We start from the raw sequence: 16,888 nt of genomic DNA, 5'->3' as shown, positions 1-16,888 counted from the left end.
GCGTGCCGAGCGTGATCCAGATCTTCACCGGGTTCGCGGTCATCGCGCTCGCCGTGTTCGTCGGCTGGATCGCCGGCCGCACGGGCGTGCTCGGCCCCGAGGCGAAGCCCATGCTCGCCCGGCTGAACTTCAACGTGCTGGCGCCGTTTTTGCTGTTCTCGGTGCTCGCCACGGCCGATGTGGGCGCGCTCTTCTCCGCACTGCTGCCGGTCTCGGCGATCGCGGCGGCCGCGATGATGCTGCTCTTCGGGCTCGTGGCGATGCTCGTCTGGCGTTCGAGCCTCGAGCGCACGGTCATCGGCTCGCTCGCGTCTGGATACGTCAACGGCAACAACTTCGGCATCCCGATCGCCGTCTACATGCTCGGCGACGCGGCCTACTCGGCGCCCGTCGTGCTGCTGCAACTGCTGCTCTTCGCGCCGGTGGCGCTCGCGGTGCTCGGTGCTCGCGTGAACGGCCACACCTCGGTCGCGGCGATCGTGCGCACCACGGTCACGAACCCGATCATCGTCGGCTCGCTCGCGGGCGTGCTGGTCTCGGTCTCCGGCCTCGAGTTGCCGCCGATCGTGCTCGAGCCGATCGAGCTCATCGGCCACGCCGCGGTGCCGCTCATGCTCATCGCCTACGGGCTCTCGCTGCACGGGCAGCGGCTCTTCGAGGCCGGCAGCGGCCGCCGCGAGGTGCTGCTCGCGACCGTGCTGAAACTCGTCGCGATGCCCGTGGCAGCGTGGGCCGTCGGCCGCTTCGTCTTCGGGCTCGACGGCATCGAGCTCTACGCCGTGACGGTGCTGGCCGCCCTGCCCACAGCGCAGAACGTCTTCAACTTCGCGCAGCGCTACGAGACGGCCGAGGTCGTGGCTCGCGACACGGTGTTCCTCACGACCGTCGGCTCGGTTCCGGTGCTCTTCGCGGTGGCGCTGCTGCTGGGTTGAGATGCTCGGTTGAGCGCCTCGGTTGAGCGCCGACCGCCGTGGGGCGCGGCAGGATGGGCGTGAGCGAAGGAGACCCGCGATGCCATTCCTCACCGACGACGGCCGGCCGCTCGACGAGCTGCTGCTCGCCCAGCGGCCCGCCGACGGGCACCGCTTCGAGCTGCGGCGACCGTTCCACTATCTCGACCCGGTCAGCGGCAGGGCGTACGAAGTGCCCGTGCACGTCGCGCGAGCGGGCGAGGCCGTGTCGCCCTCCGACTCCGATCTCGCGTCCGTGCCGTCGTGGCTGTGGGGGCTCATCGCGAGCTACGGCCGGCAGTCGGCACCGGCGCTGCTGCACGACTCGCGCTCGGTGATCGCGGCCGGGCTCGGCGACCGGCGCGCCGCCCTCGCGCAGCGCCGGTTCGACGACCGGGTCTTCCGCACCGCGCTGCGCGAGCAGGGCGTGCCGCTCGTGCGGGCGTGGCTCATGTGGGCGTGGATCTCGGCCGATCGGGAGCGCGAGTTCGGCGGTGCCGCCGGGCTCGTCTTCGTCGCGCAGGCGGTGCTCGGCGGCCTGGTCGTGCTCGGGGCATCCGTCGCCGCGTTCTGGAACCCGCTGTGGCTCGTGCTTCTCGTCGTCGTCGTGCTCGCCGCACTCGTGTGGGGCCGCCTCGGCGGGGCGATGCTCGTGCTGAGCTTCTCGATCGCCTGGCTCGGGCCGTTCGTGGCGGTGCAACTGCTCGCGATCGTGCCGTTCCGCCTGGTCGAGGCGCTCGTCGAGCTCGTGACCGGTGGCGACCCGGTCGGGGTGCTCAGGCCGACGGCTCGTTCGCGCTGACCGGCGGCTTCCAGTCGTGGAACCAGCGCGCCCAGATTCGCGCGCGCCAGCCCTGCGGACGCAGCAGGCTGCGCCGGCGTTCGAGATCGCGGGTGAACTCCTCGGTGAGCACGGCGTCGCGGAGCTTCATCGGCCGCGATGCCGCGACGATCGTCGGGCCGCCGGCGTCGTCGTCACTGGTGCGGGCCTCGACGACGACCGGAACGGGGGAGTAGAGCGGCTCGACGAAGACGAACACCGCCACGATGGCGAGCACGACGGCGTCGACGAGCAACCACTCGAGCGGCGGCGCTGCCCACGCGCGGATCGCGAACCACACGCAGAGGAACGCGCCGGCGACGAAGATGGCGCGCGGAATCGAGCTCAGCACGAGCCAGTGCCTCGGCTCGACCGGGCAGCGATCCCACTCGCGCGAACGACGGGTCACTCGTGAGAGCAACTGGTTCAGCCAGATCAGCACCGCGAGGGTGAGCGCCGAGGCGAGCAGCCAGCTCCAGGGCCCGAACGACGCCGGGTCGGTGATGATCGAGGCCGAGGCGATCGCGGCCGGCACCGTCTCGGCGACATCCTGCCCGCCCGGAAAGATGCCGATGACGAACCCGATCGCGCCGGCGACCCAGCTCGCGAGGGTGGCCACGAGTGCAGGCACGCCCGGTAGCCCGGGCAGGATCGCCGCGATCACGACGGCGGCGAGCATGTTGATGCCGAGCGACTTCTTGTCGATCACCGAGAGCCGGTTCTCGACGTAGGCGACGGTGGCCGGCGCCGGCGGAAACTCCGGGCCGAGCAGGTGCCGCGCGGTCGGCTCGACCACCTGGATCGTGTTCTCGAAGTAGACGGAGTGGTCGAGGAACGGCTGGCTCGTGTTGTGCACGGCATGCTCCTCTGGCCCGCGCACGCTCGCCCGGCCCGGAAAGTAGGCGTTGCGCCAGCGCTCGCGGCGACCGGGCGCGGTGTCGGCGATGGGGCCGGCCGAGAACGGGTCCCAGATGGCCCAGTGGTTGGCCCATGCGACCTGGCGATCGTCGGCGACGCCCGTGTTGCGCTCGATCCACTTCGCGACGGGCGTGTACTCGTCGGGCCGGCCGAGCCACTTGTCACGGCCGAGCAGGACGACCGCGGCGCCCACCGTCGTGAGCCGGGTGACGTTGTAGTCGCTCGGCGTCAGCTCTTCGAAGAGCGTGTAGGTCGCGACGGCGGCGCCCTGCGAGTGCGCGAAGAGGTGCACGTCACCGTCGCCGACGAGCTCCTTGGCGTGGTCGAGGGCGTTGCGCACCACGAGTCGCATCGCCGAGGCGCGGAGCGGCCGCTCCTTCCACGCCGCGACATCGCCGATCGACTCGATGATGCCGTCGATCGCGTTCTGCGCGAGGTTCTTGAACCAGGGAATGATGAGCAGCGGGCTGAGCAGCGGCAGCACGGGCGTGAGCACCGTGGCGAGCAGCACGAGGAAGAGCCAGGTGACGGCGAAGCCGAAGCTGCAGACGATGAGCCGCACGAGATCGATGACGAGGTCGACGAGTCTCGGCAGTTCACGGGGCGCACCTCGCGGCGCGGTCACGTGCCGCACGAGGGTGTACCACGGCACGAGCACCATGGTGCCGAGAAAGAGGTCGAGCACGCGCCAGATCATGCGCCACATGAACACGACGGCCCACTGGAAGACCTGCCCGCGGCTCATCGGCACGAACGACTCCGACCAGCGCGCCTCGAGGATGGCGATCTTCAGCAGCACGTCGTCGGCGGGGTCGGAGGTCGCATCGGCCGCCGCCGAGCCGCCCGCTCGCGCCTGCTCCTGTGCTTGCTGCTGCGCCCGCAGCCCCGGGTAGCGCACGGTCGCCGTGACGATCGGCACGTCGCCCGACAGGTCGGAGGAGTGGATCTGCACCCCGTGCCGCTCTTCGCCGCCGATGACCTTGTCGCGGGCGAGCCAGTCCATGCGGCCGAGCAGCGGTTCGGCCCACTCGAGCAGGATCTGGCTGCGGTACGCGTTGCCCATGCCGTGCACGACCACGAGCGCGCGGTCGTACGTGCCGGCGTCGCCGCTCGCGTCGGCGCTCGAGTCGGCTGCGCGTTCATCGAAGTCGGGTGCCGCGTCGGGCGTCGGACTGGGCGCGATGCGCATGGGTTCTCCTCGGGCGAGTGCGTCTGAGCGAACGCTAGCGGCTGGCGGCATGCGGTGTCGCCTGTGCCGCCGTGGAGATCCCCGTCAGGGTCACCCCTGACGGGCGACCCGGCGCGCTGCCCGGCGACGGAGCGAGCCGTAGGCGCTCATCAGCCGCGGCACCACGAGGTAGACCGCGAGCGGCACGACCACGAGCGTCAGCACGAAGGCTCGAAGCACGGGATGCCACGACTCCGAGACCGGGCCGAGCAGCATCATGCCGATCGCGACGAGTGGAAAGATCGCGAGCCAGGTGATGACGGCGCGAGCGTGCACCGACGGCGGAGCCGCGGGTGCGAGCGGAGCTGCGGGTGCGAGCGGTGCGGCGGCGACCGACAGCGCGGTCGTGTCGCTCGTGATGGCGGGGGTGGATGCGGTGGTGCTCATGCGACTCCTCGGTCAATTCCAACTGATTAGTTGCAATTGAACCATGCCCAGACTCATTTCACAACCACCCGGTTGGAGAATTGCTAGAGTGGCAAACATGGCCTGGGACACCGAGCGCACGAAACGCCTGCTGCTCGAGGCGGCGACCGCCGAGTTCAGCGAGCACGGGCTCGCAGGCGCCCGCATGGATCGCATCGCGACGTCGGCCGGGGTCAACAAGGAGCGCATCTACCAGTACTTCGGCAAGAAGGACGAGCTCTTCGCCACCGTGCTCGCCACCCAATTGCGCGAGACGATGGACGCCGTGCCGTTGTCGGGCACGGGGCCGGCCGCCGCCGGCGACTACGCGGGTCGCCTCTTCGACCACCACATCATCCAGTCCACGATTCCGCGCCTGCTGTTCTGGGAGGGCCTCGAGCGCGGTGCCGGCGCGGCCGCCGACGCCGCGCGCATCGAGTACCACCGGGTGAAGGCCGAGCGGTTCCGCGAGTTGCTGCCCGGCATCGATCTGGAGCAAGCGGCCGAACTGCTCCTCACGATCGTGACGCTCGTGAACGGATGGCCCGTGCTCGGGCACCTCGACACGCTGCTCGTCGTCGGCGCCACCGGTGCGCCGGGTGACCGCGCAGCCGCACGGCGCAACGTGATCGTGCGCTCCGTCGAAGTGCTCGCGAGCGCCGCACAAGCCGAGGCTGCCGCCCGCGCCTGACCCGCGAAGATCAGGGATACCCCTGATCCGCGACATCCGCTTCGCTTCGTATCGTGATGAGCGATCACCACTCGTGGACCGCAGGGGGAACTGTCACCGCGCGGTGGAGATCTGGCAGCCGGCCGGCATCGCGTTCCGAACACGAGGTGCAGGCCGGCTTCCCCCGTTTCGGCGCCGGGTGGCGCGCCGGTGGCTCCAGGCAGAGAAGGGTTCGAGCGATGATCGAGCGGATGACGCGGCCCACGCGACCCGGCCACGTGCCTGCGGCACGCGGCGAGGTGCGGTCGAGCCATGCCGAGCAGGCCCTGAGCTGGAGCGACTTCCGCAGCGCCGTGCGCTACGACCGGGCGAACCAGCTGCTGCTCGCCGTGCCGGCGATCAGCGCCAAGCGAGCCGAGCACCCGGTGCTCGGCGAGGCGATCGCACCCCACACGCGCATCGGTTCGGGTGAACTGTATCGACGCGAGTACGAGCACGGGGCCGTCTACTGGTCGGAGCGCACCGGTGCACACGAGGTGCACGGACTCGTCGCCGAGCACTGGTACGGCGTGGGCGCCGAAGCCTCGTTCCTCGGCTTCCCGACGACCGACGAGCAGCCGCTCGCCGAGTCGGAGCACGGCGGCCGGCTCGCGGGCGGCGTCGGCCACTTCGAGGGCGGTTCGATCTACTGGACCCCGGCGCACGGATCCGCGATCGTATTCGGCATGGTGCGCGACATCTGGGCGCTGCTCGGGTGGGAGCGATCGCCGCTCGGCCTGCCGGTGTGTGACGTCGAGCCCGCTCCCGAGTCCGGAATGCTGCGCGGCGTCTTCGAGCACGGCACGGTCGAGTGGTCGTCGTCGACCGGCCCGATCGTCATCATCGACGCGCAGTAGGCGGCGGCCCGGGGCATCCCGAGCGCGTGACAGACTCGACGGATGACGCAGACCCTGCCCGAGCTCGCCCCGAGCCCGTACAACGCCGATGCGATGTACGACGCCTTCGTCGGCTGGGCCGAGGGGCGCGGTCTGCCGCTCTACCCCGCGCAAGACGAGGCCGTCATCGAGATCGTCTCGGGCGCCAACGTCGTGCTCTCCACGCCCACGGGCACCGGCAAGTCGCTCGTCGCGGTCGCCGCCCACGCGGCATCCCTCGCTCGCGGCGGTCGCAGCTACTACACCGCGCCGATCAAGGCGCTCGTCTCCGAGAAGTTCTTCCAGCTCGCCGACATCTTCGGCGCCGCGAACGTGGGCATGGTCACGGGTGACAGCTCGGTGAACCCCGATGCCCCCATCATCTGCTGCACCGCCGAGATCCTCGCGAACCTCGCCCTGCGCCACGGGCCCGACGCCGACGTCGACCAGGTCGTGATGGACGAGTTCCACTACTACGGCGACCCCGATCGCGGCTGGGCGTGGCAGGTGCCGCTGCTCACGCTGCACCGGGCGCAGTTCATCCTCATGTCGGCCACGCTCGGCGACGTCACCGGCATCGCGGCCGACCTGAAGCGCCGCACGGGCCGCGAGACGGCGCTCGTCACGGGAGTCGACCGTCCGGTGCCGCTGCACTTCTCGTACGCGAAGACACCCGTGCAAGAGACGGTCGAAGAGCTCATCGAGACCCGGCAGGCACCCGTCTACATCGTGCACTTCTCGCAGGCCGCCGCCATGGAGCGGGCGCAGGCGCTCTCCTCGATCCGCGTGATCACGCGTGAGCAGCGCGACGAGATCGCCGAGGCGCTCGGCGGCTTCCGCTTCAACACGGCCTTCGGCAAGACCCTCTCGCGACTCGTGCGCTCGGGCATCGGCGTGCACCACGCCGGCATGCTGCCGCGGTATCGCCGCCTCGTCGAGACGCTCGCGCAACGGGGGCTGCTGCGGGTCATCTGCGGCACCGACACCCTCGGCGTCGGCATCAACGTGCCCATTCGCACCGTGCTGATCACGGCGCTCGTGAAGTTCGACGGGCAGCGGATGCGGCAGCTGAGCGCCCGCGAGTTCCACCAGGTCGCGGGGCGGGCCGGGCGGGCCGGCTACGACACCGCGGGCACCGTGGTGGTGCTCGCGCCCGAGCACGAGATCGAGAACGACGCCGCCGTGCGCAAGGCGGGCGACGACCCGAAGAAGATCAAGAAGATCGTGCGCAAGAAGGCGCCGGCCGGCCAGATCACGTGGGGCGAGGCCTCGTACGACCGGCTCCCCCCCCCCCCCCCCCCGGCCCCCCGGCCGCCGCCGGAGCACGCCGGGGCGGGGCGGGGCGACCGCGGCGGGCGGCGGGGGGGGGGGGCCGCCGCGGGGCCTGAGCGGGGGGGGGCCGGCCGGGCCCCCCCGGCGCGTCGCCGCCGAGCCCGAGCCGCTCGTGCCGCAGCTGAAGCTCACGGCGGCGATGCTGATCAACGTGATCGGCCGCGGGGGCGACGTCATCGGCGACATCCGCTCGCTCGTGTTCGACAACCACGAGCCGCGCGCTCGACAGTTCGAGCTCGCCCGACGCGCCCTCGAGATCTTTCGCACGCTGCGCGAGGCGGGCGTCGTCGAACTCGTGCCGAACGCCGACAGAACCTCGATGCCGTCCGTACGCCTCACGGTCGACCTGCAGCCGAACTTCGCGCTCAACCAGCCGCTGTCGCCATTCGCGCTCGCCGCGATCGAGCTGCTCGACCCCGAGGCGACCGCCGAGAACGGCGCGGGAACCGGCCACTACGCGCTCGATGTCGTGAGCGTCATCGAGTCGACGCTCGACGACCCGCGACCGATCCTCTCGCAGCAGCAGTTCAAGGCCAGGGGCGAGGCAATCGGCCGCATGAAGCAAGAGGGCATCGAATACGACGAGCGCATGGAGCTCGTCGAGCAGGTCACCTGGCCCAAGCCGCTCGACGAGCTGCTCGCGCAGTCGTTCGAGGTCTTCGCGTCGAGTCAGCCATGGGTTCGCGACTTCGAACTGTCACCGAAATCGGTGGTGCGAGACATGTTCGAGCGCAGCATGTCGTTCGGGGAATACGTCGGCGCTTACCAGCTGGCGCGCAGCGAGGGCCTCGTGCTCCGCTACCTCTCAGACGCCTTCCGGGCGATCCGCCAGACGGTGCCGACCGAGGCGAAGAACGAAGAGCTGCTCGACATCATCGAGTGGCTCGGCGAGGTCGTGCGCCAGGTCGACTCGAGCCTCGTCGACGAGTGGAACGAACTCATCGACCCCTCGTCGCACCTGCCCGAAGACGAGACCGCCGTGGTGCCGCCGGCGCCGCCGTCGGTGCTCACGAATCGGCGCGCCTTCACCGTGCTCGTGCGCAACGAGCTGTTCCGGCGGGTGCAGCTCGCGGCGCTCGAGCGCGACGACGAGCTCGCCGAGCTCGACCCCGACGCCGGCTGGCCGGACGCGCTCGATCGCTACTACGCCGAGCACGACGAGATCGGCATCGGCCCCGCGGCGCGATCGCCGAAACTGGTCACGATCGACGAGACGGATGCCGCCGAGGGCGTGTGGCGCGTCGAGCAGACGATCGACGACCCGGCCGGCGACCACGACTGGCGCATCCGTGCCGAGGTCGACCTCGACGCCTCGGTCGAAGAGGGCGTCGCAGTGGTGCGCGTGATCGGGCTCGTTCGGCTCTGATCACCCGGCGTTCGCTCATTCGAGCGGACGGAATCCTCGCGCCTGCTCATCTGAGCGCAACCGTGTGAACACCGCGTGAAATCAGGGTTCTCGGCATGGGGATACCCCTTGGCAGGGTCACAGGCCGCACATAGGCTACGGGCAGTGTCCCCCTGCAAGGCGCGCGCAAGCGAGCCCCTGCTGGGAATCCGATCGCTCAGGGGAGAGTCATGCATCGTCGCCGCACCATCCAACGTCTCGCGGCCGTGGCGGCCGCGTCTGCCGGGGCACTCGTCGCCGGCCTTCTGGCCGCGCCGCCGGCCCTCGCCTCGGTCGACGGCACCGGTGTCGTCATCAACGAGGTGTACGCCCGTGGCGGCAGTGCCAATCAGCCGTTCGTCAACAAGTTCGTCGAGCTCTACAACCCCACCGACTCCGCGGTGCAGCTCGACGGATGGTCGCTGCAGTACCGCAGCGCCACGAGCACGGGCGCCGCCAGCAACGTCGGCGCACTGAGCGGCGAGATCGCGGCGAACAGCCACTACCTGATCGGCCTCAACAGCAACGGCGCGAGCGGCGCCGCACTCCCCGCGACCGACGCCGCGTTCACCTGGGGCCCGAGCGGCACCACGGGGTCGCTGTTCCTCGCGAACGTCGCTGGCGCGATCAACCCCGGCACCGGCTCGATCGTCAACCACGCCGAAGTCGTCGACTACGTCGGCTACGGCGCATCGCTGAACTTCGAGGGCGCGGTCGCCGCGTACCCCGGCACCAACTCGGTTCCCGGCAGCATCGTGCGCACCGACTTCGCCGACACCGATGTCAACTCGGCCGACTTCACGTTCACCGAGACGGTCACACCGCAGGGTTCCGGCGGCGTCGTCGAACCGCCCGACCCCACCGCCGCGACCATCGCCGAGGTGCAGGGCACGGGTGACGCGAGCCCGCTCGTCGGCACCGCGGTCACCGTCGAGGGCGTCATCACCGGCGACTACCGCTCCGGCGGCTACGGCGGCGTGACCATCCAGACGCCAGACACCGACACCACCCCCGGTGCATCCGACGGCCTGTTCGTCTTCCAGATGCCCGCTGTCGGAGCGATCGGCGACCTCGTGCGGGTCACCGGCACCGTGAGCGAGTACTTCGGCCTCACCCAGGTCACCGCGGTCGCCGATGGTGCAGAGGTCGTGACCCCCGCGGCCGGCGTGCCGGCTCCGGCCGAGCTGCCGTCGAGCCTCGTCGGCTCGGCTCGCGAGCCGCTCGAGAGCATGCTCGTCGCCCCGACCGGCTCGTACCTCGTGTCGAGCACCCATGAGTCCACGAGCTTCGGCTCGGTCTGGCTCGCCGCCGGCGAGACGCTGCCGGTCAAGAGCACCGAGCAGGTCGACGCCGGCCCCGCCGCCGCCGAGATCGCCGCTGCGAACCGCGCGCGCCTGCTCGTGCTCGACGACGGCTGGAACACCCGTGCCGACAACGCCGCGCACCCGAACGAGCAGCCGTACCTCACCGAAGAGACGATCGTTCGCAACGGCGACCGCGTCGTCTTCCCCGCGACGCCCTACGTGCTGAGCTACGGCTTCAACGCATGGCGCCTGCAGCCGGCGACGCCGATCGACAACGTGAGCGCCGTGGCGAAGCCGACCTTCGAGGCGCAGAACGCGCGCCCGAGCGGCGTGCCCGCGGTGGGCGGCGACGTGCAGATCGGCGTCTTCAACGTGCTCAACTACTTCACCACCCTGACGAGCCAGAACCCCGAGGCCCGCGGTGCGGACACCGCCGAGGAGTTCGCGCTGCAGGAGGAGAAGATCGTCGAGGCGATCACGGCGCTCGACGCCGAGATCGTCGCGCTGCAGGAGATCGAGAACTCCCTGAAGGTCGATGGCACAGCCGACGAGGCGATCGGCGCGCTGGTCGCCGCACTCAACGCAGCAGAGGGCTCGCAGGTGTGGAGCTTCGTTCCGACGCCCGCCGCGCTGACGGCGGCCACGACCGACGTCATCCAGAACGCGATCATCTACCGCTCCGACGCGGTCTCGCCCAAGGGCGAGGCGCTGACGATCACCGATGAGGCCGTCTGGGGCAACGCCCGCGAGCCGATCGGCCAGAGCTTCGAGCTCGCGAACGGCACCGACCTCGCCGTGATCGCCAACCACTTCAAGTCCAAGAGCGGAAGCGGCACCGAGCCGGCCGACGGCCAGGGCCACTTCAATGCCGACCGGGTCGCGCAGGCGAACTCGCTGCTCACGCTCGCGGGCCAGCTCGACGCGGCGGCCGACGAGGTCTTCCTGCTCGGCGACTTCAACGCGTACGCGCAAGAGGACCCGATCCAGGTGCTCACCGCGGCCGGCTACACCGACCTGCTGCCGGCCCTCGCACCGGGGGAGTACACGTACTCCTTCGACGGCGAGCTCGGCTCGCTCGACCACGCACTCGCGAACGCCGAGGGCACCGAGGCCGTCACCGGCATCGGCCGCTGGGCGATCAACTCGCCCGAGTGGGGCGCCCGCGAGTACGGCCGCGAGGCAGCCGATGACGGTTCGGTCTTCCGTTCGAGCGACCACGACCCGACGCTGATCGGCATCGACCTGGCCGAACTCGAGAACGTCGTCGACATCTCGGTCGTGACGATCAACGACTTCCACGGGCGCATCGAGAAGGCCGCACCCTCGGCCGGCATCGCCGAGCTCGCGGGAGCCGTCGAGCAGGTCCGTGCCGAGAACCCCAACACGGTGTTCGCGGCCGCCGGTGACCTCATCGGCGCCTCGACGTTCACGTCGTTCATCCAGAACGACACTCCGACGATCGACGCGCTGAACGCCGCCGGCCTCGACGTGAGCGCCGCCGGCAACCACGAGTTCGACCAGGGCTGGGCGGACCTGCGCGACCGCGTGCAAGACCGCGCCGACTGGGAGTACATCAGCTCCAACGTGTTCCTGAAGGGAACCGACGACACGGCGCTCGCGCCCACGTTCACGCAGACCTTCGAGGGCGTGACCGTCGGGTTCATCGGCGCCGTGACCGAAGACCTCGACTCGCTCGTGAGCCCGGCCGGCATCGCCGAGCTCGAGGTGCGCAGCGTCGTCGACTCGGTGAACGCGGCCGCTGCCGAGCTGAAAGACGGCGACCCCGCCAACGGCGAGGCCGACGTGCTCATCCTGCTCGTGCACGAGGGTGCATCATCGACGAATATCTCGGCCCTCACCGACGGTTCGCCGTTCGCGCAGATCGTCGCGGGCGTCGACGACTCGGTGTCGGCGATCGTCTCGGCGCACACGCACCTGCCGTACAACCACACGGTCGACGGCCGCCCGGTCGTCTCGGCCGGTCAGTACGGCGAGCAGTTCGGGCTCATGCAGCTGCAGGTCGACCCGGTCACGAAGGAGCTCCTCTCGATCACCAACGAGCTGAAGCCCCTCATGACCCGCGCGACCCCGACGTCGCCGTGGGTCTCGGTCTACCAGCCGGTTCCCGAGGTGGCGGCGATCGTGGCTGACGCCACGGCTAAGGCCGATGTGCTGGGCAAGCAGAAAGTCGGTGAGATCACCGGCGACCTCAACCGTGCGCAGCAGCCCGGGCTCGACGCGAACGGCAACCCGGTGCTCGTCGAGAACCGTGGCGGTGAGTCGACGATCGGCAACTTCATCGCCGATGTGCACCTGTGGGCGGCGAACGTCGACGGTCACGCCGACATCGCGTTCATGAACCCCGGCGGCATCCGTGCCGATCTCAAGTACGCATCGGGAGGAGTCGACGACCCCGCAGGCAACGTGACCTACCGGGAGGCTGCGACCGTGCAGCCGTTCGCCAACACCCTGGTCACGCTCGACCTCACGGGCGCACAGGTCAAGCAGGTGTTCGAGGAGCAGTGGCAGACGAGCCCGACCCGTCCGCTGCTGAAGCTCGGCGTGAACAAGGGCGTCGAGGTCGTCTACGACCCGACGGCACCGACCGGCTCGCACGTCACGTCGATCACGCTGAACGGCACGCCGATCGACCCGGCGGCGACGTACCGCGTGGTGGCCAACTCGTTCCTCGCGGGTGGCGGCGACAGCTTCACCACCTTCGCGTCGGGCACCAACCGCTCCGACACGGGCAAGGTCGACCTCGCATCGACGGTCGAATGGTTCGCCGCGAACGGCGTCGCCACCCCCGATCTCGCTCAGCGGTCGGTGGGCGTCACGATCTCGGCTCCGGCGAACGGCACCGAGTACGTGGCGGGTGAATCGGTGCAGCTCTCGCTGAGCTCGCTCGACTTCAGCACGACCGAGGTCGCTGCGGGCGAGGTCGCGGTGTCGATCGGCGACACCGTGCTGGGCACCGCCCCGGTCGACCGCACGCTGCTCGAGAAGTTCGACGAGATCGGTCGGGCCAGCCTCTCGGTCACCATTCCCGAGGGTCTCGAGGGTGCGCAGCAACTCGTGGTCTCGGTCGCATCGACCGGCACGAGCGTCGAGGTGCCGATCATGATCGAGGTGGCGATCGACGAGGTCGACACGACGATCGTCGGTGTTCCGAACAAGCTGTTCGCGAAGGCCGGCTCGAAGCTCAAGTACCAGGGCGTCGTGATCTCGCACGACGGGTCGCGCCCGGTGGGCACGGTGACGATCACCGACGGTGAGACCGTGCTCGCAACGGTCGAGCTCGACGCCGCCGACAAGGGCCGGTTCACGGTGAACCTGCCCCCGCTCACCCGGGGCGTGCACGTGCTGCGATCGAGCTTCGACGGAGCGGCGCCATATGCCGACTCCGAGTCGTTCGCGGTGCCGATCCTGGTCTGGTAACAGCGCACAACGCGAGTGGGGCGGCAGTCGATCTCGACTGCCGCCCCACTTCTGTGTACCAACGCTCGGCGCCGGTCGGCCTCAGCGCAGCGGCGCATCCGACTGGCGCTCGAACGCGGCACGCCGCTCGATCACCTCGTGCGGGTCCCAGCCGGGGCCGGCCACCGAGGAGACGAGCAATTGCGTGTACGCGTGCCGTGGTGCCCTGAGCACCTCGCGCGTCGCCCCGTGCTCGACCACCCGGCCGTGGAACAGCACGAGCGTGCGGTCGGTCACCTCGTCGACGACGGCGAGGTCGTGGCTGACGAAGAGCAGTGCGATGCCGGAGTCGCGGCGGATCTCGCCGAGCAGCTCGAGGATCTGCGCCTGCACCGAGACGTCGAGGGCCGAAACCGCCTCGTCGAGCACGAGCACCGACGGCGACACCGCGATCGCTCGCGCGATCGCGACGCGCTGGCGCTGCCCGCCGCTCAACTGGTGCGGCTTGAGCGCGCCCTGTGCCGAAGCCAACCGCACTCGGTCGAGCAGTTCCGCGACGCGAGCCCCGGCGTCGGCCCGCGCCGCCAGGCCGTGCAGCCGCATGGCGTGCACGAGGGTCTGCTCGACGGTGAGACGCCGGTCGAGCGATCCGTACGGGTCCTGGAAGACCATCTGCACCTGACGTGCCCGATGCAGTCGAGCGCGTCGCCCACGGCCCCGAACGAGCCGGTCGCGACCGTCGACCGTGAGGCTTCCGGCATCCGCTCGTTCGAGGCCGGCGAGGATGCGGGCGATGGTCGACTTGCCCGATCCCGATTCGCCGACGAGGCCGAGCGACTCGCCGGCGGAGATGGTGAACGAGACGTCGTCGACGGCGACCACGGGGTCGGCGCCACGGGCGGGCTGGAACGTGCGTCGAAGCGAGTCGGCGACGACGAGGGGAGTGCTGGCAGTGCTCATGCGTGGTGCTCCCTGATCGTCGGCACGGCGTCGAGCAACGAACGCGTGTACGTGTCGCGCGCTCCTGCGAAGAGGTCGGCGCCCTGCAGCTCCTCGACGATCTCGCCGCTGAGCATCACGTACACCCGGTCGCAGTACGCCGCCGCGAGGTGCAGGTCGTGGGTGATGAAGAGCAGACCGAGTCCGCGCTCGCGTTGCAGGTCGCGCAGGATGGCGAGCACTTCGGCCTGTGTCGTGACGTCGAGTGCGCTCGTCGCCTCGTCGGCCAGCAGCAGCGCCGGTCGCGTGGTCAGCGCAGCCGCGATGACGACTCGCTGCAGCATGCCGCCCGACAGCTCGTGCGGATACTGGCGGAATCGGAGCTCAGGCCGTGAGATGCCCACCGCTTCGAGCAGTTCGAGACCGCGGCGCTTCGCCTCGGGCCGAGCCACGCCGTGCACGAGCACGAGGCGCTCGATGAGCGAATCGCCGATGCGCCGCACCGGGTTGAGCGCGCCTCGGGGGTCTTGCTGGATCAGGGCCACCTCTGACGAGCGGATGTCGCGGAGTTCGCGCGCGTCGGCACCGAGCACGTCGCGCCCGGCGATGCGCACGCTGCCGTCGAGCTGCGCGGTCGGGGGCAGCAGTCGCAGCGCCGCGCGCACCGTGCTCGACTTGCCCGAGCCCGACTCGCCGACGAGGCCGACCGTCTCGCCGGTATCGACGCGAAGGCTCACGCGGTCGAGGATGCGGGTGTCGCCGTAGCGGAGCGAGAGATCGGCGATGTCGAGCAGCGGCCCGGTCATGCGCGGGCCCCCATCCGCTCCGAGAGGCGAACGCCGACGATGTTCACCGCGACGACCACCGCCGAGATGGCGAGGCCGGGCACGAGCGTCGGCCCGAAGTGGCCGAGCACGATGCCGTCCTGTCCTTCCTGCACCATGAGGCCCCATTCCGAGCTCGGGGGCTGTGCGCCGAAGCCGAGGTAGCTGAGGGTCGCGAGTCCCATGAGGCCCTCGCCGAACAGCACGACGAGGTAACCGAGCAGCGCGGGCGCCATGTTCGGCACGACGTATCGTGCCGCGATCACCCCGCCGCCGACGCCCTGCACGCGATACGCGTCGACGTAGGGCCGGGCGAGCTCGGAGAGCGCGATGCTCCTCGTGAACTTCGCGATGACCGGGGCGTACGCGAGGGCGAGCGCCACAACCGCCGTCGCTGGGCCCTCGCCGAACACGGCGATGACGAGCACGACGAAGAGCAGGCCGGGAAAGGCGAACATCACGTCGGTGATGCGTGCGAGCAGCACGTCGATCCAGCCGCCGTTCCAGGCCGCGACGATGCCGATCGCGACGCCGAGCACGGTTGCGCCGACGAGCAGCAGGAACGGGCCGATCAGGCTCTCACGAGTGCCGAGCAGCAGCCGTGAGAGCAGGTCGCGGCCGAGCTGGTCGGTGCCGAACGGATGCGCGAGGCTCGGTGGCGCCCAGATCGCCGCGAAGTCGATGGCCTCCGGGTCGTAGGGCGCGATGAGCGGGGCGAACGCGGCCACGAGCACCACGACCGCGAGGAACCCGGTCGAGATCCAGAAGAGCGGGTCGCGTCGTCGCCCGGTGAGGCCGGTGCGGGTCAGCAGGGCGTCTGCCGTGGTCGTGGTCATGAGGTCTTCACCCGGCTTCCGATGCGTGGGTCGAGCAGGGGCAGGAGGAGATCGACGAGGGTCGTCACGATCATGTAGGCGACGACCATGTAGAGCAGCACCGCCTGCACGATCGGGAAGTCGTGCGTGTTGATGGCGTCGACGAGCAGCGAGCCGATGCCGCTGATGCCGAAGACGCTCTCGACGACGACGGTGCCCGCGAGCATGCTCGCGATGACGAGCGCGATCATGGTGATGATCGGCCCCCATGCATTGCGCAGCACGTGGCGCAGCACGACGAGTCGCTCGGCCAGGCCGGTGCTCCGGGCCGCTTCGACGTGTTCCGAGTCGAACTGTTCGACCATCGTCTGCCGGGTCACCCGGCTGACGATCGCGAGCGCCCCGACCGACAGGGCGATCGCGGGCAGCGTGAGGTGGTGCATCCGATCGGCGAAGCCCTCGCCGGCGCCCGTCACCGGGAACCAGCCGAGCTGCACCGAGAAGAAGGAGACGAGCACGATGCCCACGACGAACGAGGGCACGGATGCCGCGAGCGTCGTCGCTCCGACGACCGCCGAGTCGGCGACCCGGCCCCGGCGCACGGCCGCCCAGATGCCGAGGCCGACACCGGCGACGGTGAACAGCACGGCGGCGTAGGCGACGAGCGACAGGGTGGCGGGCAGCCGACTCGACATGATCGCCGCGACGGGCTGGTGGTACTGGAACGAGGTGCCGAGATCACCCGTGACGGCACCGCTCAGCCAGAGCCAATACTGCACGAATAGCGGTTCGTCGAGGTGGTACTCGGCCCGCACGGCGGCGATGCGCTCGGGCGTGAGGTTCTCCGGGTTGCCGATGAGGAACGTCACCGGGTCGCCGGGCGCCGCGTACATGGCCGCGAAGATGATGAAGGATGCCACCACCAACGTCACGGCCATGCCCGCGAGCCGCCTGAGCGCCGTCGTCAT

11 protein-coding genes and 2 pseudogenes are annotated in these 16,888 nt (G+C 70.2%); 7 read left to right on the top strand and 6 right to left on the bottom strand.

Going from position 1 to position 16,888, the window contains the following annotated elements:
• The first annotated feature begins 2 nt into the window (after positions 1-2).
• A complete protein-coding gene (locus tag H521_RS0114585; RefSeq protein WP_022893766.1) occupies positions 3-932 on the top strand; it encodes an AEC family transporter in 930 nt (309 codons plus the stop codon).
• 79 nt (positions 933-1,011) lie between these two features.
• Complete coding sequence (locus H521_RS0114580) at positions 1,012-1,752, top strand: DUF1353 domain-containing protein (protein WP_022893765.1); 741 nt, start codon at positions 1,012-1,014, stop codon at positions 1,750-1,752.
• Here the strand turns inward: H521_RS0114580 and H521_RS0114575 are convergent.
• Both H521_RS0114575 and H521_RS0114570 read right to left on the bottom strand, forming a co-directional pair.
• A complete protein-coding gene (locus H521_RS0114575; RefSeq protein ID WP_022893764.1) occupies positions 1,727-3,877 on the bottom strand; it encodes a hypothetical protein in 2,151 nt (716 codons plus the stop codon). The genes H521_RS0114580 and H521_RS0114575 overlap by 26 nt on opposite strands.
• A 90-nt stretch (positions 3,878-3,967) precedes the next feature.
• Complete coding sequence (locus H521_RS0114570; protein ID WP_022893763.1) at positions 3,968-4,303, bottom strand: putative antibiotic biosynthesis monooxygenase; 336 nt, start codon at positions 4,301-4,303, stop codon at positions 3,968-3,970.
• A gap of 97 nt (positions 4,304-4,400) precedes the next feature.
• Here H521_RS0114570 and H521_RS0114565 point away from each other — a divergent pair, with 97 nt between their 5' ends.
• From H521_RS0114565 to H521_RS23585, 5 genes and pseudogenes are all read left to right on the top strand, one after another.
• Entirely contained in the window at positions 4,401-5,012 is a 612-nt protein-coding gene (locus H521_RS0114565; protein WP_022893762.1) for a TetR/AcrR family transcriptional regulator, read from the top strand.
• A gap of 230 nt (positions 5,013-5,242) precedes the next feature.
• The gene (locus H521_RS25130) at positions 5,243-5,887 is read left to right on the top strand and encodes an LGFP repeat-containing protein (protein ID WP_169513997.1); all 645 of its coding nucleotides are present in this window, start codon (positions 5,243-5,245) and stop codon (positions 5,885-5,887) included.
• Between the two features lie 42 nt (positions 5,888-5,929).
• Positions 5,930-7,189: pseudogene (locus H521_RS26685) on the top strand (DEAD/DEAH box helicase); the annotation flags it as partial.
• A 136-nt stretch (positions 7,190-7,325) separates the two neighbouring features.
• Positions 7,326-8,603, top strand: a pseudogene (locus H521_RS26680) (DUF3516 domain-containing protein); the annotation flags it as partial.
• A 209-nt stretch (positions 8,604-8,812) separates the two neighbouring features.
• Positions 8,813-13,363 carry an ExeM/NucH family extracellular endonuclease gene (locus tag H521_RS23585; protein ID WP_022893760.1) on the top strand — a complete coding sequence of 1,517 codons (4,551 nt, stop codon included), beginning with the start codon at positions 8,813-8,815 and terminating at the stop codon, positions 13,361-13,363.
• Positions 13,364-13,444: 81 nt separating this feature from the next.
• On the opposite strand, the gene H521_RS26475 is transcribed toward H521_RS23585, so the two are convergent.
• The 4 genes from H521_RS26475 to H521_RS0114530 are packed head-to-tail and all read right to left on the bottom strand — an operon-like array spanning position 13,445 to position 16,888.
• Positions 13,445-14,302 (bottom strand): ABC transporter ATP-binding protein, encoded by an 858-nt coding sequence (locus H521_RS26475; protein WP_022893759.1) that lies wholly within the window; start codon positions 14,300-14,302, stop codon positions 13,445-13,447.
• Positions 14,299-15,087, bottom strand: a complete 789-nt coding sequence (locus H521_RS26470) for an ABC transporter ATP-binding protein (protein WP_022893758.1) — start codon at positions 15,085-15,087, stop codon at positions 14,299-14,301. The genes H521_RS26475 and H521_RS26470 overlap by 4 nt, the downstream gene beginning before the upstream one ends.
• Positions 15,084-15,941 carry an ABC transporter permease gene (locus H521_RS0114535; RefSeq protein ID WP_022893757.1) on the bottom strand — a complete coding sequence of 286 codons (858 nt, stop codon included), beginning with the start codon at positions 15,939-15,941 and terminating at the stop codon, positions 15,084-15,086. Before H521_RS0114535 ends, H521_RS26470 begins: the two co-directional genes overlap by 4 nt.
• Positions 15,938-16,888: an ABC transporter permease gene (locus H521_RS0114530; protein WP_022893756.1), complete on the bottom strand. Its 951-nt coding sequence runs from the start codon at positions 16,886-16,888 to the stop codon at positions 15,938-15,940. Before H521_RS0114530 ends, H521_RS0114535 begins: the two co-directional genes overlap by 4 nt.

The organism is Agromyces subbeticus DSM 16689 (assembly GCF_000421565.1).
Taxonomy (GTDB): Bacteria; Actinomycetota; Actinomycetes; order Actinomycetales; family Microbacteriaceae; genus Agromyces; species Agromyces subbeticus.
The sequence above is the reverse complement of the archived record's forward strand: the minus strand, read 5'-3'. Positions and strand labels throughout refer to the sequence as shown.

Coding starts and splice junctions, on each gene's coding strand:
- H521_RS23585 (WP_022893760.1), top strand. CDS start 8,813: ATGCATCGTCGCCGCACCATCCAACGTCTCGCGGCCGTGGCGGCCGCG.
- H521_RS0114565 (WP_022893762.1), top strand. CDS start 4,401: ATGGCCTGGGACACCGAGCGCACGAAACGCCTGCTGCTCGAGGCGGCG.
- H521_RS25130 (WP_169513997.1), top strand. CDS start 5,243: ATGACGCGGCCCACGCGACCCGGCCACGTGCCTGCGGCACGCGGCGAG.
- H521_RS0114580 (WP_022893765.1), top strand. CDS start 1,012: ATGCCATTCCTCACCGACGACGGCCGGCCGCTCGACGAGCTGCTGCTC.
- H521_RS26475 (WP_022893759.1), bottom strand. CDS start 14,302: ATGAGCACTGCCAGCACTCCCCTCGTCGTCGCCGACTCGCTTCGACGC.
- H521_RS0114530 (WP_022893756.1), bottom strand. CDS start 16,888: ATGACGACGGCGCTCAGGCGGCTCGCGGGCATGGCCGTGACGTTGGTG.
- H521_RS0114535 (WP_022893757.1), bottom strand. CDS start 15,941: ATGACCACGACCACGGCAGACGCCCTGCTGACCCGCACCGGCCTCACC.
- H521_RS0114575 (WP_022893764.1), bottom strand. CDS start 3,877: ATGCGCATCGCGCCCAGTCCGACGCCCGACGCGGCACCCGACTTCGAT.
- H521_RS26470 (WP_022893758.1), bottom strand. CDS start 15,087: ATGACCGGGCCGCTGCTCGACATCGCCGATCTCTCGCTCCGCTACGGC.
- H521_RS0114570 (WP_022893763.1), bottom strand. CDS start 4,303: ATGAGCACCACCGCATCCACCCCCGCCATCACGAGCGACACGACCGCG.